27 protein-coding genes are annotated in these 22,511 nt (G+C 43.3%); 22 read left to right on the top strand and 5 right to left on the bottom strand.

Going from position 1 to position 22,511, the window contains the following annotated elements:
- Positions 1-9: 9 nt before the first annotated feature.
- The 10 genes from ABWW58_RS13765 to ABWW58_RS13720 all read left to right on the top strand — a co-directional run bounded on the left by ABWW58_RS13765 (position 10) and on the right by ABWW58_RS13720 (position 8,329).
- Entirely contained in the window at positions 10-387 is a 378-nt protein-coding gene (locus ABWW58_RS13765) for a GNAT family N-acetyltransferase (RefSeq protein ID WP_093668970.1), read from the top strand.
- 136 nt (positions 388-523) lie between these two features.
- Complete coding sequence (locus ABWW58_RS13760; protein WP_353869652.1) at positions 524-1,312, top strand: segregation/condensation protein A; 789 nt, start codon at positions 524-526, stop codon at positions 1,310-1,312.
- Entirely contained in the window at positions 1,275-1,877 is a 603-nt protein-coding gene (gene scpB, locus ABWW58_RS13755; RefSeq protein WP_177184559.1) for an SMC-Scp complex subunit ScpB, read from the top strand. The genes ABWW58_RS13760 and scpB overlap by 38 nt, the downstream gene beginning before the upstream one ends.
- Positions 1,878-1,944: 67 nt before the next feature.
- Positions 1,945-2,268: a hypothetical protein gene (locus tag ABWW58_RS13750; RefSeq protein ID WP_353869651.1), complete on the top strand. Its 324-nt coding sequence runs from the start codon at positions 1,945-1,947 to the stop codon at positions 2,266-2,268.
- Between the two features lie 196 nt (positions 2,269-2,464).
- Complete coding sequence (locus tag ABWW58_RS13745) at positions 2,465-3,595, top strand: D-alanyl-D-alanine carboxypeptidase family protein (RefSeq protein WP_353869727.1); 1,131 nt, start codon at positions 2,465-2,467, stop codon at positions 3,593-3,595.
- Complete coding sequence (locus tag ABWW58_RS13740) at positions 3,592-4,185, top strand: nucleoside recognition domain-containing protein (protein ID WP_353869650.1); 594 nt, start codon at positions 3,592-3,594, stop codon at positions 4,183-4,185. Before ABWW58_RS13745 ends, ABWW58_RS13740 begins: the two co-directional genes overlap by 4 nt.
- Complete coding sequence (locus ABWW58_RS13735) at positions 4,185-4,715, top strand: spore maturation protein (protein WP_353869649.1); 531 nt, start codon at positions 4,185-4,187, stop codon at positions 4,713-4,715. Before ABWW58_RS13740 ends, ABWW58_RS13735 begins: the two co-directional genes overlap by 1 nt.
- 138 nt (positions 4,716-4,853) lie before the next feature.
- Positions 4,854-5,576: a pseudouridine synthase gene (locus ABWW58_RS13730; protein ID WP_353869648.1), complete on the top strand. Its 723-nt coding sequence runs from the start codon at positions 4,854-4,856 to the stop codon at positions 5,574-5,576.
- 237 nt (positions 5,577-5,813) lie between these two features.
- A complete protein-coding gene (locus tag ABWW58_RS13725; RefSeq protein WP_093668982.1) occupies positions 5,814-6,536 on the top strand; it encodes a response regulator transcription factor in 723 nt (240 codons plus the stop codon).
- Complete coding sequence (locus tag ABWW58_RS13720; RefSeq protein WP_353869647.1) at positions 6,533-8,329, top strand: ATP-binding protein; 1,797 nt, start codon at positions 6,533-6,535, stop codon at positions 8,327-8,329. The genes ABWW58_RS13725 and ABWW58_RS13720 overlap by 4 nt, the downstream gene beginning before the upstream one ends.
- Positions 8,330-8,397: 68 nt before the next feature.
- On the opposite strand, the gene ABWW58_RS13715 is transcribed toward ABWW58_RS13720, so the two are convergent.
- Positions 8,398-8,655, bottom strand: coding sequence for a ferredoxin (locus ABWW58_RS13715; RefSeq protein WP_353869646.1), 258 nt, complete (start codon positions 8,653-8,655; stop codon positions 8,398-8,400).
- A 186-nt stretch (positions 8,656-8,841) separates the two neighbouring features.
- Here ABWW58_RS13715 and ABWW58_RS13710 point away from each other — a divergent pair, with 186 nt between their 5' ends.
- The 3 genes from ABWW58_RS13710 to ABWW58_RS13700 all read left to right on the top strand — a co-directional run bounded on the left by ABWW58_RS13710 (position 8,842) and on the right by ABWW58_RS13700 (position 12,083).
- On the top strand, positions 8,842-9,936 hold the full coding sequence (locus ABWW58_RS13710) for a YpbB family protein (RefSeq protein ID WP_353869645.1): 1,095 nt from the start codon (positions 8,842-8,844) through the stop codon (positions 9,934-9,936).
- Positions 9,914-11,485 carry a RecQ family ATP-dependent DNA helicase gene (locus ABWW58_RS13705; RefSeq protein WP_353869726.1) on the top strand — a complete coding sequence of 524 codons (1,572 nt, stop codon included), beginning with the start codon at positions 9,914-9,916 and terminating at the stop codon, positions 11,483-11,485. Before ABWW58_RS13710 ends, ABWW58_RS13705 begins: the two co-directional genes overlap by 23 nt.
- Positions 11,486-11,624: 139 nt before the next feature.
- Positions 11,625-12,083 (top strand): DUF2663 family protein, encoded by a 459-nt coding sequence (locus tag ABWW58_RS13700; protein ID WP_353869644.1) that lies wholly within the window; start codon positions 11,625-11,627, stop codon positions 12,081-12,083.
- 101 nt (positions 12,084-12,184) lie between these two features.
- Here ABWW58_RS13700 and ABWW58_RS13695 read toward each other — a convergent pair whose 3' ends face one another.
- The 3 genes from ABWW58_RS13695 to ABWW58_RS13685 are packed head-to-tail and all read right to left on the bottom strand — an operon-like array spanning position 12,185 to position 13,278.
- Positions 12,185-12,751: a manganese catalase family protein gene (locus ABWW58_RS13695; protein WP_353869643.1), complete on the bottom strand. Its 567-nt coding sequence runs from the start codon at positions 12,749-12,751 to the stop codon at positions 12,185-12,187.
- A 28-nt stretch (positions 12,752-12,779) separates the two neighbouring features.
- Positions 12,780-13,049 (bottom strand): spore coat protein CotJB, encoded by a 270-nt coding sequence (locus ABWW58_RS13690; protein WP_353869642.1) that lies wholly within the window; start codon positions 13,047-13,049, stop codon positions 12,780-12,782.
- On the bottom strand, positions 13,042-13,278 hold the full coding sequence (locus ABWW58_RS13685; RefSeq protein ID WP_353869641.1) for a spore coat associated protein CotJA: 237 nt from the start codon (positions 13,276-13,278) through the stop codon (positions 13,042-13,044). The genes ABWW58_RS13690 and ABWW58_RS13685 overlap by 8 nt, the downstream gene beginning before the upstream one ends.
- Before the next feature lie 186 nt (positions 13,279-13,464).
- Here ABWW58_RS13685 and ABWW58_RS13680 point away from each other — a divergent pair, with 186 nt between their 5' ends.
- The 9 genes from ABWW58_RS13680 to rpsA all read left to right on the top strand — a co-directional run bounded on the left by ABWW58_RS13680 (position 13,465) and on the right by rpsA (position 22,256).
- Positions 13,465-14,235: a metallophosphoesterase gene (locus ABWW58_RS13680; protein WP_353869640.1), complete on the top strand. Its 771-nt coding sequence runs from the start codon at positions 13,465-13,467 to the stop codon at positions 14,233-14,235.
- A gap of 219 nt (positions 14,236-14,454) precedes the next feature.
- Entirely contained in the window at positions 14,455-15,075 is a 621-nt protein-coding gene (locus ABWW58_RS13675; RefSeq protein ID WP_353869639.1) for a genetic competence negative regulator, read from the top strand.
- Between the two features lie 224 nt (positions 15,076-15,299).
- Positions 15,300-16,505, top strand: coding sequence for a Glu/Leu/Phe/Val family dehydrogenase (locus ABWW58_RS13670; protein WP_353869725.1), 1,206 nt, complete (start codon positions 15,300-15,302; stop codon positions 16,503-16,505).
- Between the two features lie 183 nt (positions 16,506-16,688).
- Positions 16,689-17,534: a spore cortex-lytic enzyme gene (sleB, locus tag ABWW58_RS13665; RefSeq protein WP_093668999.1), complete on the top strand. Its 846-nt coding sequence runs from the start codon at positions 16,689-16,691 to the stop codon at positions 17,532-17,534.
- Between the two features lie 11 nt (positions 17,535-17,545).
- On the top strand, positions 17,546-18,868 hold the full coding sequence (gene ypeB / locus ABWW58_RS13660; protein ID WP_353869638.1) for a germination protein YpeB: 1,323 nt from the start codon (positions 17,546-17,548) through the stop codon (positions 18,866-18,868).
- Positions 18,869-19,018: 150 nt separating this feature from the next.
- Positions 19,019-19,702: a flagellar brake protein gene (locus ABWW58_RS13655; protein ID WP_353869637.1), complete on the top strand. Its 684-nt coding sequence runs from the start codon at positions 19,019-19,021 to the stop codon at positions 19,700-19,702.
- Between the two features lie 55 nt (positions 19,703-19,757).
- On the top strand, positions 19,758-20,435 hold the full coding sequence (cmk, locus tag ABWW58_RS13650; protein WP_353869636.1) for a (d)CMP kinase: 678 nt from the start codon (positions 19,758-19,760) through the stop codon (positions 20,433-20,435).
- Entirely contained in the window at positions 20,432-21,028 is a 597-nt protein-coding gene (locus tag ABWW58_RS13645) for a lysophospholipid acyltransferase family protein (protein ID WP_353869635.1), read from the top strand. The genes cmk and ABWW58_RS13645 overlap by 4 nt, the downstream gene beginning before the upstream one ends.
- 73 nt (positions 21,029-21,101) lie before the next feature.
- Positions 21,102-22,256 (top strand): 30S ribosomal protein S1, encoded by a 1,155-nt coding sequence (gene rpsA / locus ABWW58_RS13640; RefSeq protein WP_353869634.1) that lies wholly within the window; start codon positions 21,102-21,104, stop codon positions 22,254-22,256.
- On the opposite strand, the gene ABWW58_RS13635 is transcribed toward rpsA, so the two are convergent.
- Positions 22,239-22,418: a hypothetical protein gene (locus ABWW58_RS13635; RefSeq protein WP_353869633.1), complete on the bottom strand. Its 180-nt coding sequence runs from the start codon at positions 22,416-22,418 to the stop codon at positions 22,239-22,241. The genes rpsA and ABWW58_RS13635 overlap by 18 nt on opposite strands.
- Between the last annotated feature and the right edge of the window lie 93 nt (positions 22,419-22,511).

Here is a 22,511-nt window from a genome sequence, read left to right as displayed (position 1 = left end):
GGGTTCAAAATGCTGATTCGCTATAAAAAGAGTTATGAAAAGATAGCTATGGGCCTGCTATCTTTTATTCCGTCTGAGAAAGAGATAAAGCTGCTTTTACAAACGATTAAAAGATATGAGGACGATGAGAGCTGGCAGCTTTTTTTATGGAAAGATGATGAAGATATACTGGGTGTGATCGGCGTGCAGATAACTTCTGATCATGAGGCGGTTATTGAACATATTAGTGTCAATCCTTCCTACCGTGCGGAAGGGGTTGGCAAGAAGATGATCCTGGCACTGGGTAAACTAATTGGAGAACAAACGACATTGACTCCATCCCAGGCTATTGAGTCATACTTTGATAAGTGTTTTGAAGAGGGGGATAAAAAGGAAACCAATTCATAAAATGGTTTCTTTTTTTTGGTTCGTTTGGATCTGCACTGCACAGGGCGAGAGACCACATATTCTGTGAATGTACATTCACGGAATACACGTTCTATGCTACAATTAGTGCATTAAGTTTGGAATCAGGGGGATAAGCTTGGAATATAAGGTGAAAATTGATGCTTTTGAAGGCCCTCTCGATTTGCTTCTGCATCTGATTAAAAAATTTGAAATCGATATATATGACATCCCGGTCGCGGAGATTACGAATCAGTATCTAGACTTTATCCATCAAATGCAGAAACTAGAGTTAAATATTGCCAGTGAGTATTTACTTATGGCCGCAACACTGATCGCGATGAAAAGCAGGATGCTTTTGCCGAAACCAGAGCTCCCAAGTGTTGACGTGGATGAGCCTTACGAGGACCCGGAGATGACGCGCGAGGCACTAATGCGGCAACTGCTGGACTACCGCCAGTTTAAAGAAGCGGCTGAAGTTTTGAAGGAAAATGAAAATGAACGCATGCAGTTGTTTGCCAAATTGCCCTCAGATCTTACACCCTATGAGAACAATGATCTGACTACGATTCCACTGGCTGGCAGAGCTACAGTGCATGATATGTTACGCGCATTTCGGCGTTTGATGTTGAAAAAAAAGCTGGAAGAACCTTTAAACACGAAAATAGATCGGCAGGTGCTGCCGATCGGGCAGCAAATGAACCTGGTCATGGAGAAATTAAAGGCCGCCGAACATCCGTTGTCTTTCCAATCTATTTTTGACTATCCTGATCGATCCCATCTCATTGTCACCTTCCTTGCCCTGCTTGAGCTGATGAAAATGAATGCTGTCTCATGCCGACAGAGTGAGAATTTCGATGATATACTGATCAATCTTGGAGAAGGAGCAGATGACTTTGACGCCACTGAAAATCCATTCGATTATTGAAGGACTTCTCTATCTGACAGGAGAAGAAGGGCTGCTTGTCGAACAAATTAATAAAGTACTTCCTGAATGCACAGCACAGGAAATTATCAATCACGTTGAGCAAATGAAAAAAGATTATCAAGAAAATGAGGCAAGCGGCTTGATGATTGCGGATCAACCGAATGGCTATCGCTTGACAACAAAGCCATTTATGGCTGATTACGCGGAAAAATTTGCAGTTATTCCGAAGACTGCGCCGCTGTCTCAGGCTGCACTGGAAACGATCGCAATTATCGCATATAAACAACCGGTTTCACGCATTGATATTGAAGAAATACGTGGGGTTAAGTCTGAACGCGCGTTGCAAACACTAGTTGTCAAAGGACTTATTAAGGAAGTTGGACGGGCGGAGGGCAGCGGCCGAGCGATTCTTTATGGCGTGACTCCTATATTTCTCGACTATTTTGGTCTTCATGACCTGAGTGAACTTCCTCCTCTGGCCGAGATGGTGAAGCATCAGAACGAACAGCTTGATGCATATGATTTATTTTATGATCACTATAAAGAAACGATTAAGAATCTGTAACTAAAAGAAGGCCGAGATCAAGCAGATTGTGTTTACACCAGATGGCTCTTTCGGGAGGTTGTCACCAATGTTTGAGCAATTAAAAGGTTATTGGGATCACTATGTGCAAGAAAATCATAGACAAGTCGTCGCTCTTGGTTTATGTACGCCGCTGCTTATTGGTATTCCTGCACTGGTCGCGGTGATCATGATTCACGGAACATTTTTTGAGGCTGTTTTTAATTTTCTATTTACACTTGTATTTATCGCGTTATTTGCGTGTCTCCCTCTTTTTCTGCTTAGCATTTCTTCTGTGTGGTCGCAGCAGTTCAGAATCACTTGGACTGTAATTTCATCAGCCTTTTTTATCTTATGGTTTATTCTTTTTCAGCTCACGAACTTTTACTTTTAGACGAAAAAAATCATAATCCGCTTGTCCCAGCATAACTTCTTATTAAGGGTGTCCAAACTGTCCGGGAGCATGCGGGTTATTTATGAAAGTGTTCTTGTCTGACCAGGCTCTCTTTGCCTGATTTTCCCGGTTCATTTTGCCCCTTGCCAAAAACGTCTGATTTTGATCAGGACAGGGGATGGAAATTGTGGGGATCATGCTAAAGAGAGCTTTATTTTTGCTTCTATTTTTCATACTTGTTTTTTCTATTTATCCACGGATCTCACACGCAGCCGGGCCAGGGGTATCCGCGCAATCCGCTGTACTCATGGATCAGTCGTCCGGTCGTGTTTTGTTTCGACATAACAGCCAAGAAAAATTGCCGATTGCAAGCATTACAAAAGTAATGACGGCAATTCTTGCCATTGAATCAGGCAAATTCAATAAAACATTTACCGTGAGTGAGGAAGCGTTGCATACTGAAGGCTCGTCCATTTATCTGAAAGCCGGTGAGAGGATGAAGCTCAAGGATATGGTGTACGGGCTCATGCTCCGATCAGGAAATGACGCGTCGCGCGCGATTGCTGAAGCGGTCGGTGGGAGTGAATCTGGTTTTGTACTGATGATGAATGAGAAGGCACGTGTACTTGGTATGACGAATTCTCATTTTACCAACCCAAACGGTCTTGAAAATCCCGATCATTACTCCACTGCTTATGATATGGCACTGCTTATGCGCTATGCAATGGGAAATGCTCAGTTTCGTAAGGTAGTTGGGACGAAGCTCCACCGTGTGCCTGCCACAAATAAAGAAGTTGCCCGTGCATGGAAAAATAAAAATAAAATGTTGCGACTCTACAAATATGCTACCGGTGGAAAAACAGGTTTTACCAAAAAAGCAAGGAGAACCTTAATTTCAACTGCTTCAAAAGATGATCTGAATTTGATTGCAGTAACCTTGAATGACGGTGATGACTGGAAAGATCATCAAGGGATGTTCGAATGGGCTTTTGCTAACTATAAACCGATTCAGGTGGTTAGAAAGGGCAAATTGAAGGCTCATGTCCATACTTTTTATCAAGATCATATCTATGTGCATCGATCCAGTGTTCTCCCTTTAACCAAGGATGAGCAAAAGCGGATCAAGAAAAATTTGACACTTTTGAAACCCATAGAAGGAAAAAAATGGAATCCCACTTCTCCTGCCGGTCGTTTGGACCTAATGCTCGGTAAACAGAAGTTAACGTCATTACCTGTCTACTATAAACCGGATAAAAAGGAGAATCGGGGGTTCTGGTCGCGATTTAACGGGTTCCTGCACGCGATTGTGACCGGAGAAGGCGTATGATTAATATCATTTGGGTCGCACTCTTTTTGATTGGAATGGGTTACGCCGCATTCAATGGAACAATGGATAATGTCAACAAGGCCATTTTTAATTCAGCGGGAAATGCTGTGCAGATATGTTTTGGATTGATCAGCGTTTTGATCTTCTGGCTTGGTCTGATGAAAATTGCTGAGAAATCGGGTTTACTGGAAAAATTGAGCACATTATTCAAACCAATTATGAAACGTATCTTTCCCGAAGTTCCGCCTGAACATCCTGCAATGGGGTATATCATGTCCAACACAATTGCAAATATGTTCGGACTTGGCAATGCCGCTACCCCTATGGGGATCAAAGCTATGGAAGAATTGAAAAAACTGAATGGAGGAAAATCGACACCAAGTCGATCAATGATTACGCTGCTCGCGTTAAATACATCCGGGCTGACGCTGGTTCCTACAACGGTTATTGCTATACGTATGAATTCGCACGCACTTTCACCGACGGATATTGTCGGTCCAACATTGCTTGCAACATGCTGCACGACGGTCGCTGCGCTTATTATTGACCGCTACTTTTATCATCGCAGGAAACGAAGGGAGCGAAAGTAATGGCGCTGATCACAACTTTTTCAACCTGGATCGTTCCCTGCCTGATCGCAATTATTCTGCTCTATGGGACATTCAAAAAGGTAGCGTCCTACGATGCATTTGTTGAAGGAGGTAAAGAAGGCTTCTCACTCGCCATTTCGGTTATGCCGTTTCTCTTGGGTATGCTGGTTGCAATCAGTGTTTTTCGTGCATCTGGAGCAATGGATGCACTGATTCATCTAATTAGTCCTTTGCTTTCAGCAGTCGGTATGCCGCCTCAAGTATTACCACTTGCACTGATGCGTCCTTTATCAGGAACCGGTGCACTAGGCTTAATGACCGACCTCATTAAAACATATGGAGCGGACTCATTTATTGGGAAGCTTGCGTCCGTGATGCAAGGGAGTACGGATACCACATTTTATGTTGTGACTGTTTATTTTGGTGCCGTAGGCATTCATCGAATCGGAGATGCTTTGAAAGTCGGCTTATTAGCTGATCTTGTCGGCGTAATCTGTGCGATATGGATCGTGACGCTGTTGTTTGGATAATAGTAGCTTCAGAAAATAAAAAAGACGCTGTATATCAGCGACTTTTTTGTTTTCATCATAATTGTGGCGGTAAAGTGAATAAATAATGAAACTTGAGAAAACAGTTTAGTCGCGTTATGATAATTCCGAGGTGGAAGAATGGAACGATTACAGAAAGTCATAGCGCGTGCCGGTATCGCATCACGGCGAAAAGCAGAACAATTAATTTTAGACGGCAGGGTGAAAGTGAATGGCACAACTGTTAAGGAGCTCGGCACGAAGGTATCGGTGAATGATAAGGTAACCGTCGATGGTGTTCCGCTCGACAAGGAAAGGCTGGTGTACTATCTCTTTTATAAACCGACCGGGGTCATATCAAGTGTGAAGGATGATCGCAACAGAACAACCGTTGTCGATTTTTTCAAGCATGTGCCGGAACGGGTTTTCCCTGTCGGCCGTTTAGATTATGATACATCAGGCGCCTTGCTTCTGACTAATGACGGAGAACTTGCAAACAAGTTGATGCACCCAAGTTTTGAATTTGATAAGACATACATAGTTAATGTCAATCCGATTCCGACAAGTGATCAATTGCGTCAGCTCGCTACTGGTGTTCGCCTAGAAGACGGTATGACGGCCAAAGCACGTGTTCAATTGCTCATTTCGGATAAGGAGAAAGGAACAGCATCCGTGCAACTCACGATCCATGAGGGAAGAAATCGTCAAGTACGGCGAATGTTCTCCGCTATACATCTTCATGTGCGTAAACTGAAACGTGAACGATACGGCTTCTTGAGTTTAAACGGGTTACACCCCGGGGACAGCCGTGAATTAAAGCCGCATGAAGTGAAAACATTAATGCATGAAACGAGACATTCATAATTAGTACTGTTTTTTTTCAAGAAATTGTTTAAAATAAGACATAGGATTGACACATATATACTAATAGTCGATTTTTCTGTCATACGCCTTACGAAACAGTTGAATCATAATCGACTAGTGCGGCAAGCGTGACGGATTTAAATGGGGGTTGTTTGAAGCTGCGGGTACGTCTTCAGACAGCAATGCGTTTATAAAAAGAGAGAATAAAGTGTACTGGTCGGAAAAGGGAGGATTTGAATGAAAGAGAAGAAAGCGGCAATTCTGATTGTCGATGACGAAGACAGAATCCGTAAACTCCTCAGAATGTATCTTGAACGTGAGAAGTATGTGATTGATGAAGCAGGAGACGGAGAAACCGCATTAAAAATGGCATTGGACAAAGATTACGATTTGGTCCTGCTTGATTTGATGCTGCCGGGGATCAGCGGTGAGGAAGTTTGTGAACAATTACGTGAATCCAAAGCAACACCGGTCATTATGCTGACCGCTAAGGGTGAAGAAGCAAACCGCGTTCAAGGGTTTGAAGTCGGGACGGACGACTATATTGTCAAACCTTTTAGTCCTCGCGAGGTTGTGCTTCGAGTAAAAGCGCTTCTGCGCCGCTCGTCAAAGACAAAATTCTTGGAGACTGAAACAACGACAAAAAATGTTATTGTGTTTCCACACTTGATGATTGATCATGACGCCCATCGTGTAAAGGTAGATAAACGCGAAGTCAGCCTGACACCTAAGGAATATGAATTGCTGTATTATCTTGCTCAAAATCCGGATAAGGTTTTCTCAAGAGAACAGCTATTGAAAGATGTCTGGAATTACGAATTTTTCGGGGATCTTCGGACGGTGGATACCCATGTGAAACGTTTGCGCGAAAAATTAAACAAAGTATCAGAGGAAGCTGCGGAAATGATCATTACCGTATGGGGCGTCGGTTATAAAATTGAGGTTGATTCAGCGACATGATTTGGCGAAGCATCATTGGGAAATTATGGGCAACTATAATTTTAATTGTCACCATTGTGCTTATGTTCTTAACACTTTTTTTGCTTCAATTCTTTGAAAATAGCAACATCCAGCAAGCGGAGCATCAGATGGAAAAGATCGGTGTTAAAGCGGCGGCGTTGCTTGAGCATCATGCCGGGCGAACTGTTGATGATACACTAAAAACAGTGGCCGATATAGCGGACGTATATGATGCAGGTTATGTGATGATTGTAAATGGCAAGGTGTGGAGCGGTCCTGAGGGGAGTTCAGCGCCTGGTTTGCAGCGTGATTTTTTTGAAAATGACGCGACATTGAAACATGCGTTGACTGGCGAAAACACGGTGAAAAAAATCGGTACCTTCCGCATAACGGCTCACCAAAAAAAGAAAATCCAGCGGCTGATGATTGTCGGTGTCCCAATTCATGATTCTTCAAACACTCATGGAGCGGTGTACATCATTCAACCCATCCAGATTGCTCAAAATGCCTTAGATCAGTCAAAAAAACTGATCTATATTTGTGCCGGATTTTCAATTTTACTGACAACCTTTTTCGCTTTTTTCCTGTCGACAAGAATCGGATCACCACTAAGGAAAATGAGAAAAGCGGCACTTCAAGTTGCGCTTGGCAACTTTGATATTACTGTTCCGGTTATTACTCGTGATGAAGTTGGTGACCTTGCCGTTGCTTTCAATAATATGAGGCAGAAGCTGAAAACGAATATGAACGCGCTTAATCAGGAGAAGGAACAACTTGCCGGAATCCTACAAAATATGGCTGATGGTGTGCTGCTTATGAGTACAGATGCGCAAATAGCGGCGAGCAACCCGCCTGCCGATCATTTTGTTTACTCATGGAACTATGAACATAATGCAGATGCGAGCGGGCAGAAAACACCGGATCTTTTAGAGGACCTTTTCCATAAAGTATCGTCTGACGGTGCTCAGAAGACGTGCGAGGTAAGCGTCCAAGGACGTATATGGGTGGTCATTATGAAGCCGCTCTTTGATCATGATAAGATTCGCGGAGCTGTGGCGGTACTTCGCGACATGACTGAGGAAAGGCACAACGATCAAATGATTAAAAGCTTTGTGGCGAATGTTAGTCACGAATTGAGAACGCCGATTTCCATGATGCAAGGCTATAGTGAAGCGATTATTGATGATATAGCAGAAAGTGCTCAGGAAAAAAAGGATATGGCGCAAATCATTTTGGATGAATCGAAACGTATGGGGCGTCTTGTCAATGAACTACTTGATTTGGCAAAGCTTGAGACAGGGCACTTTCAATTAGATCGACGAGAAGTTGCCCTTGACGCGTTCTTCAAACACATTGTCACAAAATTCAGCAAGGTTGCAAGTGATGCAGGTATCCGTATAGAAGCAGTGCTTCACGAGATCGACGGTAAACTTTTTGTCATGGATCCGGATCGCGTGGAACAAGTGATGACGAACCTCATTGACAATGCGATTCGTCACATGCATAAGGGCGGCGTTGTGACGGTCGAAGCGCGCTTTGAGCAAGGGCAGCTTCACGTATTTGTTCGAGATTCCGGAGTCGGCATTGTCAGGGAGGATATTCCCTTTGTTTTTGAACGCTTTTATAAGGCGGATAAAGCAAGGACGAGGGGAAAAGCCGGCACTGGTTTGGGACTTGCTATTGCTAAGCACATTGTGGAGGCACACGGCGGCGAAATCAGCGTCAATAGTATAAAAGGTGAAGGCACCACTTTTCAATTCACCTTGAAGCAAGGACGGGACACAGAACGCTAATTACGTGCACATAGAAAAAGAGGATTGGAGCGACGATACTCCATTCCTCTTTTTCTATGTGCGCTCTTTTAAATACCGACAGCGTTATCCGTTTGTCCATTAAAAGGTGTCTCTGAAATACAAATAGACTCAGTAGGGCATCCATCATAGGCGTCTGCCAGATCCTCAAGTAATTCATCGGGAACCGCAACGTTTCCTTTGTTGTCATCAAGTAGAGAAAATGCAATTCCTTCGTCATCATAATCGTATAAATCCGGTGCAGTCGCGGCACAGGCGCCACAAGCAATACAGGTGTCTTTATTTACAATCGTAAATTTATCAGCCATAATCATTTCCTTTCCGTTCCTAGAAAATTGCGTGGTCCATTGACCTCTTTTATTTTAAATAAGCTGATCGCTCTTTTCAATAGCTCTCAGTCGGCAATTCAATGAACAATTGTCGAAACCTTTCTTGAAAAAGGGTAGAATAGAGAAAAAAAGGAGCATCATAGAGCGATTAAGGAGGATGCCCCAATGTACTGTGACACGCTTGTTCTATATTTAATTCATCAATTTCGAGGCGAACGCACTGTTTCCGGAATCTATCACTTATTGAAAGGAAAAAAATCGTCGCAAAGTGTGCAGGACAGCTATCTTTTTCATGTGAAGCCGTTCTTTCATTCCTGCGATGATCTGAACCGTCACTCATTTCAAACGTTAGTTAAGCGGTTAAACGTTTGCGGATGGATTCAGTCCGCAAGCTCTGAGCAAATGCACTTTATTCTTTCAACGGAAGGCGAGCACCAGCTCACTAGGTTTGACCTAAATAAATTGATACCTGACGGACTTTGCAATACGGATCATGTAAATGATGAGGGGAATTTTTGGCTTAAACTACAGCTTTCGGTTCAGACAATATCGGCACTGCAATATCATCAAAGCGCTTTTTTGCCGATTACACGGCAACCATCTGTAACAGAAAGTGTCCGCAAACGGATTATGAAAGCTCCACTTAATCGAGATCAACTGGCAAACCAATTACATCATGAACTTCACCAACTACTCCTGCCTATCCCTTTGACGGAAGCTGATCTTTTCGCAGCTCAACTTACAGGATATAGAATGACAGGTCTTACCACAGGTCAGATCGCGGATGCAACCGGCAAAGATCCTTTTGAATGCCGGATTCTTTTTAAATCAGCCTTAAGACGTGTCATGAAAGAGGTTGCGGAGCATAAAGCGACCTATCCGTTCATTGCCGGATTAATGAAACAAACAGCTAGTACGCTCTCAATAACTGCCGGGGAAACATTCCATCTATTAAAGGAAGGGTTGTCACTGCAACAAGTAGCGAAAAGGCGTAATTTATCAGTGAGCACAATTGAGGATCATTTGGTAGAAATCACATTGAAGGAGCGAAATTTTAATTCATCTGACTTCCTTTCACATGAATTAGAACAACAAATAGTAGAGACCGCGAATCAGTTAAATACAAGGCAGCTTAAATCGATTAAAAACCAGCTTCATGACGAAATTTCTTATCTGCAGATTCGTCTCGCTCTTGCAAAAAACACTGTTCGGAAAGGAAGTCTGCTCATTGGAGAGAATGAAGAAACATCGGAGAGATGAGTTGATCCATCGAGCGCAAACCGTTTTAAAAGAGAAATTCGGTCATGATCAATTTCGTTACGGTCAGCAGGAAATTATTCTCGACGTGTTAGAGGGCAAGGATGTATTTGCCATGTTGCCGACGGGAGGCGGAAAATCACTCTGTTACCAAATTCCCGGCTATTTGCTTAATGGGACTGTTCTCATTGTCTCACCCCTCTTGTCTTTGATGGAGGATCAGGTTAACGCATTGCGATCGATCGGTGAAACGAATGTACGGGCTTTAAATGGCTTGATTCATCCTCATGAACGTTCTCGCGTTCTCGCCCATTTAAGCGAACTTCGATTTCTTTTTATTTCTCCAGAGATGTTGCGGGGGAGCACGATACGCGCGGCATTAGCGAAAATCACGATTTCATTGTTCGTTATCGATGAAGCCCATTGTGTATCCCAATGGGGTCATGATTTTCGTCCGGATTATCTGCATCTGGCTGAAATCAGAACGCAGTTCGGTCATCCACCCTGTCTGGCGGTAACGGCAACAGCGGATGAGCGCGTGAGAGAGGACATTGTGCGTTCGCTTGAATTGCATCATGTCAGCCAGACTCTGATGAGTGTCGACCGTGCCAATATCGCACTTGTTGTCCAAAAGGTCGCGACGAATGATGAAAAAGTTGACCGTTTGTGTCACTTGCTTGAAAACACGCGATTACCGGGAATTATTTATTGCGCAAGTCGTGATTGGACCGAACGACTTGCGGATTATATTCGTCGTAAACTTGGGTTGCGCGTCGCTTATTATCATGGCGGGATGGACCCTGTCGACCGAAGAAAAATACAAAATCAGTTTTTGGATTCTCAATTAGATTTGTTATGCTGTACCAACGCGTTCGGTATGGGAATTAATAAGCCGGATATACGATTGATCGTCCACTTTCATTTTCCTTCAACGATGAACGCGTATCTTCAGGAGATTGGACGCGCGTCGAGAGACGGTAAGCCGGGTCTTGCAGTGGTCTATTATGCGAAACAGGATGAGCAGTATCCTGAAGGATTTATAGATGGGAATTTCCCGGATGACGAGATACTTCATCGCAGCCTGAGTGAATTGGATCAAGGACTGTTAACAATCGGGAACAAAGAACAGTTTGTAAGCAGCCTCCTAGAACGCGGCGTAAGTGAGTCAGCTGCGCGGTTTATCTATGAAAAGGTACAAGATAAACCCACCCATTGTACGTATCTTTCAATTTTTGATCAGTGTAAGGCAGTTATCAATGAACGAAAGGCGATTCAATTACAGGATCTGTCTGTAATGAGGAATTACTTAACGAGCACGAATTGCAGGCGAGCGTTTTATTTAAAGGTTTATCATGAACAACAACCTGCACAAAAACCGTACAATTGCTGTGATCGTTGCGGTATCGAGCTCAGTGATTTTCGGCAAACCGAATCAACAAACAAAAACGATACAGAGCGGCACGGGCAGATTCTGGATTGGAAGAAACGGTTGCAGATCATATTTAAAGAAGGCGAGCGGGCTGATGATCCAATCAGGAATAAATGGGTCTAATTGATCTTTTTTTACATGATGCTTTTTATCCGTTGAAGAAAAAAAGCAAGGATCAGTGAATTACTGTGTCTTAAATCAAAGGACTGTCCTATTTTCGTTATCAAGCTCATAGTTATGATGATGAGAGAGGTGATGGAACATGTCGCTTCAAGAATATCGCGATAAGGGACGACTTTCCGGAATCACATTCACTATTTTGTCGGAGCTCATTAAACGTAAGAAAGAGAAAGACAAATGGAATGGCAGAGAAACTGCAGCCGGACTTGCGTTGACTATTTGTGTTGGAATCATTGTTAGTTATGTTTTCTTTCTTCATCCGGGAATGCTTGGTTCAATGCATGATCTGAAAGCATTGATTGGCCGACCGTTGAGCTTAGCCTATGTCGCACTTTGTGTCGCTCTTATCCTGCTCTTTACCTATTGCCATGGTGAACGAGAGGATGCCGAAGATGATTATGATGAGCTGCGTGAAGAAATCATTGAGCGCACAGATGAACTCTGGATGAATGATGAACCCGATACCAACGGCGACACAGATCGTTTTCATATTCTCAGCTTGCTTAAAAAGAAGTTTGACATCAATCTGTTTTATAAGTGAACGGCATCGTCACTTTAGTGCCGATGCCGTTTACAACTATGAAGATGACCGCTTCAACAGGTAATGAAGCAGCCTTTGGTTTCTATGCATCTGTTTGTTGATCAGAACACTCTTTTTTTTGTCTGCTCTTCTTTTAGCAGTTCAACGGCTTCGCGGAAGCGTTGTGAGTGAACGATTTCACGTTCGCGGAGAAAGCCTAATGAATCATTAATTTGCGGGTCGTCGGAGATGTTGATGATCCATTGATAAGTAGATCTTGCCTTTTCTTCAGCTGCAATGTCTTCGTACAGATCGGCAATCGGATCGCCTTTGGATTGAAGACCCATAGAGAAGTTTTGTCCTGCTGCGTTGTGGTAGTATACGGATTTTCCGTGGTCCACATAATGCTCACCTAGTCCTGCCTCTTTCAATTGCTCTGGCGTGGCATCTTTTGTCAGTTTGTATACCATTGTGGCAATCATTTCCAAGTGAGCAAATTCTTCTGTTCCAATGTCGTTGAGCAGCCCCATAACACGACTTGGTATGGTGTAGCGCTGATTTAAATAGCGAAGGGCGGCTGCAAGCTCACCATCGGCACCGCCGTATTGTTCAATCAGAAATTTTGCCATCTTTGGATTGCAAATTCCGACGCGCACAGGGTACTGCAACTTTTTCTCGTAATACCACACAATTGTCCGCCTCCTCAGTCATAGTTGGTTATACTTGCCATGGCCATGGTGTGTCTTTCCACTGCCATGGATAAGCGGACAGACTATGCCCGAATTGTCTTAATGGTCCGTACCTCGCTTCAAATCCTTCGCGCAGCTCGGCACTTTTTTTTGCAGCCGAATTGAATTGTTTGAGTGCATCCAGATCGTTTGGATGCGTATCAAGATATAGAGTCAGTTCGACAAGAGTAAAATCAATGGCTTGAAGTGATTTCAGATCCGAGTAGTAACTTTCAGGTACTTGTGTCGGTTCAGCCATTTGTCGTAAGCTCCTTTCTTTTTGAGAGATATGGATTTGTATAGGGTGTGTAGAGTCCCGGCCATAGTGTGCCGTGTGCAAGCGCGTCAAAAGGCGAGAATTGTTCCATTCCTTGTGGTTGAAAGCCAAGATACAGCTGAACCGGTGTCTCGTAAGAAACGGGTCCAAGAGGCGGACAAGGATCGAATGGACTGACGTATGGTGTGTACCATTTCCTTGATGTAGTCAAGAGATGACCTCCCTTCCATGTTTCAATTTAATTAGGCTCATCATTTTTTATATGCGGCTCGTGCTCGTACATAGACCGAATGATTGAATTATTAACGCTTTCATACCTCATATCCGCATAGTCAATCGAATAGTTTATATAACCTCGCCCTAAAGTTTCGGAAGTCATAGAAAGTAGGTAATCGCTGTGCTTGATACGATTATAGTTTTAACGATAATGGCAAGTGTGCTGATTGTGCATATGTTCATCGAAGCTCATCTGAATCGATTGATCTCAATCGATCTCAACATTAACGGCTTGCCGGAACCGTTCATAGGGAAGCGGATATTTTTTATTTCTGATATTCATCGCCGGCGTATCTCTAGACGGTGGGTGGAATCCTTTAATCCGAAGGCGGATTATCTTATAATCGGCGGCGATCTGACTGAGAAAGGGGTTTCGCTTTCAAGAGTGCGGGAAAATGTTCAGCTCCTGAAGGAACAAGGACCCGTTTATTTCATATGGGGGAATCATGATTGGGATGCAGGCCATCATCAAGTGAAAAAACTGCTTGACCGAGAATCAATCACAATATTGGATAATACGACATATATTGTGCACGAGGATGGAGCGTCTCTTAACTTTTCGGGGGTCAATGACCTGCTGCGTGGTCATTGTGATCTTGAAAAGACACTTGCTGCAAGAGATACGGGGGCGCCAACACTTTTATTTAGCCACAATCCGGATATAAAGTATGCGTTAACACAACAATTGACTATTCCTTACGTCATTTCAGGACATACACATGGTGGACAAATCAATGTATTTGGTTATACATTGAAGGAAAAAGCAGGGGTAAAAAAAATGCCTTATGGAACACTAATAATCAGCGGCGGCTATGGTACAACCAAACTACCGCTGCGTCTTGGCGCGAAGCCCGACGCATTGATGCTTACATTGAAGAGGAAAAAGCCCTAAAAATGTAAAAGCATGTACATTTTCGGCTATGCGTTGTATACTACACTCAAGTCTCTTGTTCGCTGCGGCGTTAGCGAACCCGGCTTGTCTTTTAAGTATCTGTCATGGACCAAGCTCCAAACAGGAGACACCGAAATATGCCGAGATCATATAATTATAATAAAGGTCTGCGGTGGTGCAAAGAAGAGATTAGGCTGGACGGCAAGGAGGACATTTGCGATGCGACTGGAACGTTTAAATAGCGACAGGATTAAAATATTCCTGACCTTTGACGATCTCAAAGAACGAGGCATTACAAAAGAAGATATGTGGCACGACTTGCCGAGAGTCGAAAAATTATTTCGGGATATGATGCTTGAGGCAGATGATGAGCTCGGCTTCGAGGCATCCGGTCCGATTGATGTTGAAGTATTTTCTCTCCCGGCACAAGGTATGGTCGTTATTGTGTCGAAGGGAAGAAACGATCATCGTGATGATACCGAAGATGATTTTGAGGATGATGACGATTTCATTCAAATGCAGGTGACTTTGGATGAAAGTAAGGACGTTCTTTATCAGTTCGAACAATTGGATGATGTGATTGCTCTATCTAAAACACTTCATGATTTGGGGATCCGCGCAGGAAGCCTCTTCTTATTTGAAAACAAATATTATATACATTTCGATGAACATCACTTAAGTGATGATAGTAATTTAGAAACGCTCGTTGCGATCCTCGCGGAGTATGGGAATACCTCGACCATCACGATATATAGACTTGAAGAGTATGGTAAATGCCTAATGAAGGACGCAGCTATTGCCGATCTATATCGATATTTTATTAAAGCTCCGCATGCTTGATGACGCGGGGTTTTTCATTGTCCCTTAGTTCGTTTAGAGCACTGAAGGATTTGTATACTAAACTTTATGCGTTAATCTGTGTCTTAATGAATTAATTAAAGAATAAAATGATTGAGTTGATGGCGCAGTTTACTTGAGGATGAGAAGAAAGGAAGATTTGAGTGTCTGTTTACCGTCAGGACTATACTGGGAAGAACGATCGCTTCCTGAGTTCGGTTCGCGCTATGATTCAAACCTCGCTTGCCGACCTCGGCTATTCAGAGGATGTATTTGAGCTGCTAAAGGAGCCCCAGCGTACACTAGCCGTAAGAATACCTGTGAAAATGGATAACGGGCAGGTACGGATTTTTACTGGTTACCGCGTGCAGCACAGCTTTTCAGTTGGTCCGACAAAAGGCGGAGTACTGTTTTATCCAGAAGTGTCCGAATCCCTGATGTATGGATTGTCAATGATGAATAGCCTTAAAAATGGTTTGCTTAATATTCCGTTTGGAGGAGCGAAGGGCGGAGTTATCTGCGAACCTAGGGAACTTTCATACCGTGAACTTGAACTTCTAAGCAGAGGCTACATACAAGCTATTCGATCAGTTATTGGTCCTTATCAAGATATTCTCGCACCTGATATGTTTACTAACTCACAAGTGATGGCATGGATGATGGACGAATACAGCAAACTTTGTCCAGATCAGTCGGCAGGTTTCATTACCGGAAAGCCGATTGTGCTTGGCGGCTTAAAAAGTCGCGAGAATTCAGCAGGACGTGGGATCGTCTTGTTTATCCGTGAAGCGGCAAAAAGGAAAAAAATTGATTTGAAGAACGCGACTGCCATTATACAGGGATTTGGCGCGCTAGGCAGCTATGTTGCCAAATCATTATCTGATTCAGGTGTGACCATTACCGGACTTTCAGACGCTTATGGAGCGGTGTACAATCCGTCAGGACTTGAAATGAGTACATTGTTTGAATGCAGAGACAGCTTTGGAACGATCACCAAGCTATATAAACATACACTGACCAGCCAAGAACTCGTGGAGAAGCCCTGTGATATCATGGTGCTCGCTGCTGTCGAAAATCAGATCACAGAGAACAATGTTCAGAAGATAAAAAGCGGGCTTGTAATTGAAGCTGCCGATGGTGCGGTATCTGATCAGGCGGCGGATCGAATGAATCAAAATGGCATTTTGTTTATTCCGGAAATACTGACAAGCTCTGGGGATATGACTGCTTCTTATATTGAATGGGCACAAAACAGGCAAGGACTTATTTGGAGTAAGGAAGAAGGAGAAAAACGAGTGCGACACATTCTAGCGGACGCGTTCTCCCGTATCCATAATATCGCCGAAGAACGCAAGACTTCGATGAAAGCGGCAGCTTGTTTCGCCGGCGTTTACACGATTGCTGAATCTGCTCGCACGCGTGGATGGTTCTGAATTTAGAATGAACTGAAATTCAAAAAAATAAAAGTGATTGAGGCGGTTATGACGCGTTCATAACCGCTTTTTTCAATGCATAAAACATTTGTTTCTTGGAAACATAAAGCTGATTTCTGAGTTTTAGGGAAAGTATATGAACTTTTGAGTGGCCACACGTGCACTCCAGGGAGGATTAAGTCATTGAGTAAACGACTGATTCGAGGTCTATGTGTTGCAATTCTCGCATCTGTCTTGTTGTTTCAGACTGGTGAAGCCGCCGCATTTTCAAATCGAGTGATCATGCGCGGCGATACGGGAGAAGATGTCGTCGAACTTCAGGCGCGTCTTCAGTATATTAGTTTCTATAAGGGGAAAATTGATGGTTCCTTTGGCTATGGAACCTATTGGGCGCTTCGAAATTTTCAGTCTCAGTACGGTTTAAAGATAGATGGGATGGGAGGGAGCCAGACGAAGCAGAAGTTACTAAAAGCCTCACAATATAATCGTGATTTTGTCAATCGCAATATTAATGAGGGAAATACGTTTACCTATTACGGGGGCATCCCACTTGATCAACAAGTAAAGAAAAAAGCGCAAACTCCGAGCGGCAACACGTCAAATAATTCGGGAAGCAGCAAACCGCCGCAACAGAATCAAGGAAATTACACGATGGATAATTTGCCACAGGGTTATTCAAAATCTGACCTGAATCTTATGGCGAACGCGGTTTATGGGGAGTCTCGAGGAGAACCTTATATCGGTCAAGTCGCTGTCTCAGCAGTAATTATCAATCGTGTAGCCGATCCGCGATTCCCAAATAATATCTCCGATGTGATCTTCCAACCAGGGGCGTTCACAGCAGTTGCCGATGGGCAAATTTGGTTGACACCAAATGATACGGCAAAAAAAGCGGTCATGGATGCGATCAATGGTTGGGATCCTTCAAACGGGGCACTTTACTATTTTAATCCAGATACAGCTACTTCGGCGTGGATATGGACAAGACCGCAAATTGGTAAAATCGGCAAACACATTTTTTGTAAATAGGAGGGATGCATATGAAACGCCGGTATTGGATAGCTTTTGTATCTGCTGCGGTTCTGCTGATTGGGATAGGCGTGTGGGGTTATCAGGAGCACCAGATGAAAAAGGCGGTCGTTATTCAGGCAGAAAATCACTATCAGCAAGCCTATCATGAGTTGACCTATTATGTCGATTCTTTGGAAGAGTCGCTTGGCATGTCACTTGCGATGCAGTCGCGTGAGACGATGCGTCCGCAGCTTGTGGAATCGTGGAGACTGAGTGCTTTGGCGCATGCGGCAGCCAATGAACTTCCACTTACACGGCTGCCCTTTAACAGAACAAATGAATTTCTTGCACATGTTGGTGAGTTTACGTATAACACTGGGGTCAAAACCACAAACGATCGCCCTCTAAGCACAAAAGAATATAAGAATCTGCAGAAACTCTATTCAGAGTCAATGTCCATCCGGGACGAACTAAGGGATGTACAGTCAAAGGTGATGTCCCATCATCTACGTTGGATGGATGTAGAATGGGCGCTCAATAGCAAGAAGCAGAATCAGGACAATCAAGTAATTGATGGTATGAAACGTGTTGATGGTCAGGCAACCGATTATACTAACAGTTTCAGTCCGGAGAATCCTAGAAACGTGGTTCTTGAAAAGAAACATATAAATCCGATGAAAGGTTCACTCGTGACACGCGATCAAGCGGTCACTAATCTGAAAAAATGGACGAATCTTCCGCATGCGGAAATACGTAAGGTAAGTGAAACAGGAAAGGGATCCAATGTACCCGCCTTTGAGATTGTTTTGAGAGATAAAGGCAGATCGCTGAACGCATCAGTCACAAGAAAAGGCGGGCACGTGATTTGGTATCTATTTGAGCGCTCGGTCAAAAATGAACAACTGAATCTCTACGAGGCGTCAAGAAAGTCAGAAACATTCCTGAAAGAACATCAATTGAAGGATATGGTGTTAACCAAGCGAAACAAATACAATCATGTTGCTGTGTTGACCTATGTCCTTCGAAAGAGTGGTGTTCGTGTATATCCGGCATCAATGCGAATTAAAGTAGCGCTTGATAATGGAGAAATCCTTGCTTTTGACCAGACAGATTATTTATTTAATAAATACGATGATGTGCCGGTCAAACCGAAAATTTCAGAGAGCGAAGCGCGAAAACAACTGAATCCGAACCTGAAAATACAGGAATCAAGCCTTGTCATATTTCAGAATCCAATGTTGAAAAACGTGCTGTGCTATGAATTTTTTGCGACAAGAGCTAACGACACTTATCGAATCATGCTAAACGCCAAAAATGGGGATCAGGAAAAAATTGAGTTGTTGAGAGAATAGTGCCTCTAAAAGAAACACATGAGTCAATCGGTAAAGACTTGGCTGAATCAAACCTTCTAAGGTATAATGTTGCTAGATATGCGTCTTTTGGCATAAGTTGGCAAGATTGAAATTCATGATTGAAGAGATTAAAATGCGGGGGAGACGATCATGAAACTGAAAGTTGGCGAAACGCTGATTTTAGAAGAATTAAACAATCAGAAACAAATCATTCGTTATCGATGCAAGATTGCCGAGATCAAAGAAAATGCTTTATTAATTGATTATCCAATCGAAGAGAAGACAGGAAAGTCCCCTGTTTTGCTTAATGGTACTTCGTTCACGGCGATCTATGTTGTTGATAATCAAGTGTTCCGTTTTCTAACAACTTTCGTTTGCCGGATTTCTGGACAAATCCCTGTGATGCTCATGAGTTTCGAAGGTGAAGACAAAATGGAAGAAATTCAGCGCAGGAATTATGTCCGAGTGGAAACAAATGTGGACATTGCCGTTCATTCTCTAACACAAGCATTCCGTCCGTTCGCCACGCTGACAAGTGATATAGGCGGGGGCGGGGCACTGATTCTCTTGCCGGAGAAGTCAGAGATTGGCGAGGAAGACTTGATTGAAGTATGGATTTCCCTTCCGATGGCATCCGCAACATACCAATATGTTAAATTACAAGGGAAGGTCATACGCGTATTTACGGATAAACATACAAACGGAAAGAGGGCAACGATCGCATTTATCACGCAAACCGAGAGAGATCGACAGCCGATTATACGTTTCTGTTTTGAGAAGCAGTTGGAATCGAGAAAGAAACTGCTCGAAATGGAATCACGCAAACATAGCTAATCAGCATTGAAACAGTCAAAGAATCAGATAAGACAGATGGGAGTAGGCACGGAATATGGAGAACTTATTTCAAGTGGCAATCGACGGACCTGCCGCGGCAGGGAAAAGTACAGTCGCGAAGATTGCCGCTAAAACACTGGGGTTTGTTTATATTGATACGGGGGCGATGTATCGTTCACTCACATATAAGGCGCTCAAACAAAAAACGGATTTAAATGATGCGCGTCAATTGAAAAAATTGCTTAACCAAACAGAAATTAAATTAGTTCAAGAAGGAAGCGGACAAAAAGTTTATGTGGACGGTGAGGATGTGACTGAACGCATTCGCTATCCTGATGTTTCTGAACATGTCTCATTGGTTTCCTCTTTTGAAGACGTTCGAACGGAAATGGTTAATCGTCAACGCAAGCTTGCTGAATCGTGCAGCGTAGTTATGGATGGACGAGATATCGGGACGCATGTTCTTCCTGATGCTCAAGTGAAAATATTTTTAATCGCTTCAGTTGATGAACGCGCGGTTCGAAGGTATCGCGAAGAGGAACTCAAGGGCAGGCATCCATCTATGGAATCATTGAGAGAAGCCATTGCGCTAAGAGACAAAAAGGATATGGAACGAGAAGTTTCCCCGCTTGTTAAAGCAGACGACGCGATTGCCCTCGACACCACTTCACTAACCATTGATGAAGTTGTTGAGCAAATTCTGCATTTCGTAAAGGAGAAACAGCACTCTTGAATCTTTACTCTATAGGAAAACGACTCGTGAACGTGTACTATCATCTTAACTTTAAAATTCAAGTCATAGGACTTGAAAATATTCCGGAGCATGGCGGTGTACTGATCTGCAGCAATCATCTGTCCAATTTCGACCCGCCGTTCATTGGTACACAAATTGCTCGGCCATTAAGCTTTATTGCTAAATCAGAACTATTTAAGGTCCCTGTTTTAGGACAATTGCTGCCCCATTTGAATGCGTTTCCGATACGTCGCGGGGAAGGAGACCGCGGGGCGATTCGATTGGCTCTGAAGCTGATTCGCGCAGGACATGCGTTGCTGCTCTTCCCGGAAGGACATCGGAATTTAGAGCACACTCCAATGAAACGCGGCCTTTCAGGAGCCGGCTTCTTCGCTCTGAAAACAGATGCGGTTGTCATTCCATGTGCCATAATTGGTCACTATAAATTCAGAAGCAAAATGAAAATCGTTTTTGGTAAACCTATTGATACAACGGTAATGAAAAATCAAAAATTAAAGTCAGCTGACGCCAGCCTGGCAATCATGCAACATATTCAGGCACTGCTTGACGAGTACACAGGTCCAACTGCTTGACAAAAGCGTCTATTTGTAAGAAGTTATGAGTAGGATATTTTCTCGTTTGGTTAATTAAAGGAGGTCCCGGAGAATGGTTGAAGAAGTAAATCATGAATTAACGTCTTTCGATGCGCTTAATGTTGGAGATGTAGTTAACGGAAAAGTTACAAAAGTAGAAGAAAAACATGCTTTAGTTGATGTTGGATATAAAGTAGATGGCATACTGCCTATCAGTGAACTTTCAAGTCTTCATGTTGAAAAAGTTTCCGATTTGCTTCACGAAGGTGATGAGGTCAGCGTGAAAGTGACGAAGCTTGAAGATGATGAACTCGTTCTGTCCAAGAGAGAGGTTGACGCGGATAGAGCTTGGGGAGATCTTGAGACAAAATTCAATGAGAAGACGACTTTCTCTGTGGAGATTGCTGACGTTGTTAAAGGCGGTTTGGTTGTCGATCTCGGCGTGCGCGGATTTATTCCGGCATCACTCGTGGAAAGGCATTTCGTGGAGGATTTCAGCGACTACAAAGGCAATCCTCTTGATGTGAAAATTGTCGAGCTTGATCGCGAAAAAAGAAAAGTTATTCTTTCGCATCGAGCGGTTCTTGATGAAGAAGCCGATAAGCACAAGCTTGAAACACTTGAAGGAATTAAAGAAGGTTCCGTTCTTGAAGGAACGGTACAAAGACTGACTGATTTTGGTGCGTTCGTTGATATCGGCGGCGTAGATGGTCTTGTTCATATTTCACAACTTGCCCACTATCATGTTGAAACGCCTTCTGAAGTTGTTTCCGAAGGGGATAAGGTCAAAGTTAAGGTCCTGTCCGTTGATCCGGAAAATGAACGGATTTCTCTATCTATCAAGGCGACACAGCCAGGTCCGTGGGAAACAGCAAAGTCGAAAATCAGTGCGGGAGATGTTCTTGAAGGAACAGTTAAGAGACTTGTTCCATTCGGTGCGTTTGTCGAACTGCTTCAAGGCGTAGAAGGACTCGTTCACATCTCCGAAATTTCACATGACCATATCGGAACTCCTGAAGAGGTACTTTCAGAAGGTCAAACGATCAATGTTAAAGTGTTGGACGTGAATTTCAACGAACAACGCATCTCACTGAGCATTAAGGCACTTGAGGAACCGAAAGCGGAGAACCATGTGGAACAATCTGCTGAAACTCCTGAAATTGAGGAAGCGACGACAGGATTTTCACTAGGCGATATGATTGGCGACCAGTTAAAAAAATATAAATAATTCAATGATTGAACGTGAAGAAGCGGAAAATGTTGGGAGCACGAGTCTGTTTCCTTCCTTTTCCGCTTTTTCAGGGATATGACCAACATCAATCATGAATTCCGTATCTTTTTGTGATTCGTAGGCAATGAATGAGAGATAAAGGGTTATTAATGTTACCATTTTTAAACCTCTCCTTAATAAAGGAAAGGTTTTCTTTATGCGGACAGGCAGCACAGATCCAGAAGGTGAAGCGAAAACAATTTGAATGAGCTT

This window comes from Sporolactobacillus caesalpiniae (genome assembly GCF_040513385.1).
GTDB lineage: Bacteria > Bacillota > Bacilli > Bacillales > Sporolactobacillaceae > Sporolactobacillus.
This window is presented reverse-complemented; position numbering and strand designations above follow the sequence as displayed.

What these genes read in the sequence shown, in the direction of transcription:
- ABWW58_RS13765 (WP_093668970.1), top strand. Translation starts at nt 10, where the DNA reads ATGCTGATTCGCTATAAAAAGAGTTATGAAAAGATAGCTATGGGCCTG.
- scpB (WP_177184559.1), top strand. Translation starts at nt 1,275, where the DNA reads ATGACTTTGACGCCACTGAAAATCCATTCGATTATTGAAGGACTTCTC.
- ABWW58_RS13750 (WP_353869651.1), top strand. Translation starts at nt 1,945, where the DNA reads ATGTTTGAGCAATTAAAAGGTTATTGGGATCACTATGTGCAAGAAAAT.
- ABWW58_RS13745 (WP_353869727.1), top strand. Translation starts at nt 2,465, where the DNA reads ATGCTAAAGAGAGCTTTATTTTTGCTTCTATTTTTCATACTTGTTTTT.
- ABWW58_RS13740 (WP_353869650.1), top strand. Translation starts at nt 3,592, where the DNA reads ATGATTAATATCATTTGGGTCGCACTCTTTTTGATTGGAATGGGTTAC.
- ABWW58_RS13735 (WP_353869649.1), top strand. Translation starts at nt 4,185, where the DNA reads ATGGCGCTGATCACAACTTTTTCAACCTGGATCGTTCCCTGCCTGATC.
- ABWW58_RS13730 (WP_353869648.1), top strand. Translation starts at nt 4,854, where the DNA reads ATGGAACGATTACAGAAAGTCATAGCGCGTGCCGGTATCGCATCACGG.
- ABWW58_RS13725 (WP_093668982.1), top strand. Translation starts at nt 5,814, where the DNA reads ATGAAAGAGAAGAAAGCGGCAATTCTGATTGTCGATGACGAAGACAGA.
- ABWW58_RS13720 (WP_353869647.1), top strand. Translation starts at nt 6,533, where the DNA reads ATGATTTGGCGAAGCATCATTGGGAAATTATGGGCAACTATAATTTTA.
- ABWW58_RS13715 (WP_353869646.1), bottom strand. Translation starts at nt 8,655, where the DNA reads ATGGCTGATAAATTTACGATTGTAAATAAAGACACCTGTATTGCTTGT.
- ABWW58_RS13710 (WP_353869645.1), top strand. Translation starts at nt 8,842, where the DNA reads ATGTACTGTGACACGCTTGTTCTATATTTAATTCATCAATTTCGAGGC.
- ABWW58_RS13705 (WP_353869726.1), top strand. Translation starts at nt 9,914, where the DNA reads ATGAAGAAACATCGGAGAGATGAGTTGATCCATCGAGCGCAAACCGTT.
- ABWW58_RS13700 (WP_353869644.1), top strand. Translation starts at nt 11,625, where the DNA reads ATGTCGCTTCAAGAATATCGCGATAAGGGACGACTTTCCGGAATCACA.
- ABWW58_RS13690 (WP_353869642.1), bottom strand. Translation starts at nt 13,049, where the DNA reads ATGGCTGAACCGACACAAGTACCTGAAAGTTACTACTCGGATCTGAAA.
- ABWW58_RS13675 (WP_353869639.1), top strand. Translation starts at nt 14,455, where the DNA reads ATGCGACTGGAACGTTTAAATAGCGACAGGATTAAAATATTCCTGACC.
- ABWW58_RS13670 (WP_353869725.1), top strand. Translation starts at nt 15,300, where the DNA reads ATGATTCAAACCTCGCTTGCCGACCTCGGCTATTCAGAGGATGTATTT.
- ypeB (WP_353869638.1), top strand. Translation starts at nt 17,546, where the DNA reads ATGAAACGCCGGTATTGGATAGCTTTTGTATCTGCTGCGGTTCTGCTG.
- ABWW58_RS13655 (WP_353869637.1), top strand. Translation starts at nt 19,019, where the DNA reads ATGAAACTGAAAGTTGGCGAAACGCTGATTTTAGAAGAATTAAACAAT.
- cmk (WP_353869636.1), top strand. Translation starts at nt 19,758, where the DNA reads ATGGAGAACTTATTTCAAGTGGCAATCGACGGACCTGCCGCGGCAGGG.
- rpsA (WP_353869634.1), top strand. Translation starts at nt 21,102, where the DNA reads ATGGTTGAAGAAGTAAATCATGAATTAACGTCTTTCGATGCGCTTAAT.
- ABWW58_RS13635 (WP_353869633.1), bottom strand. Translation starts at nt 22,418, where the DNA reads ATGGTAACATTAATAACCCTTTATCTCTCATTCATTGCCTACGAATCA.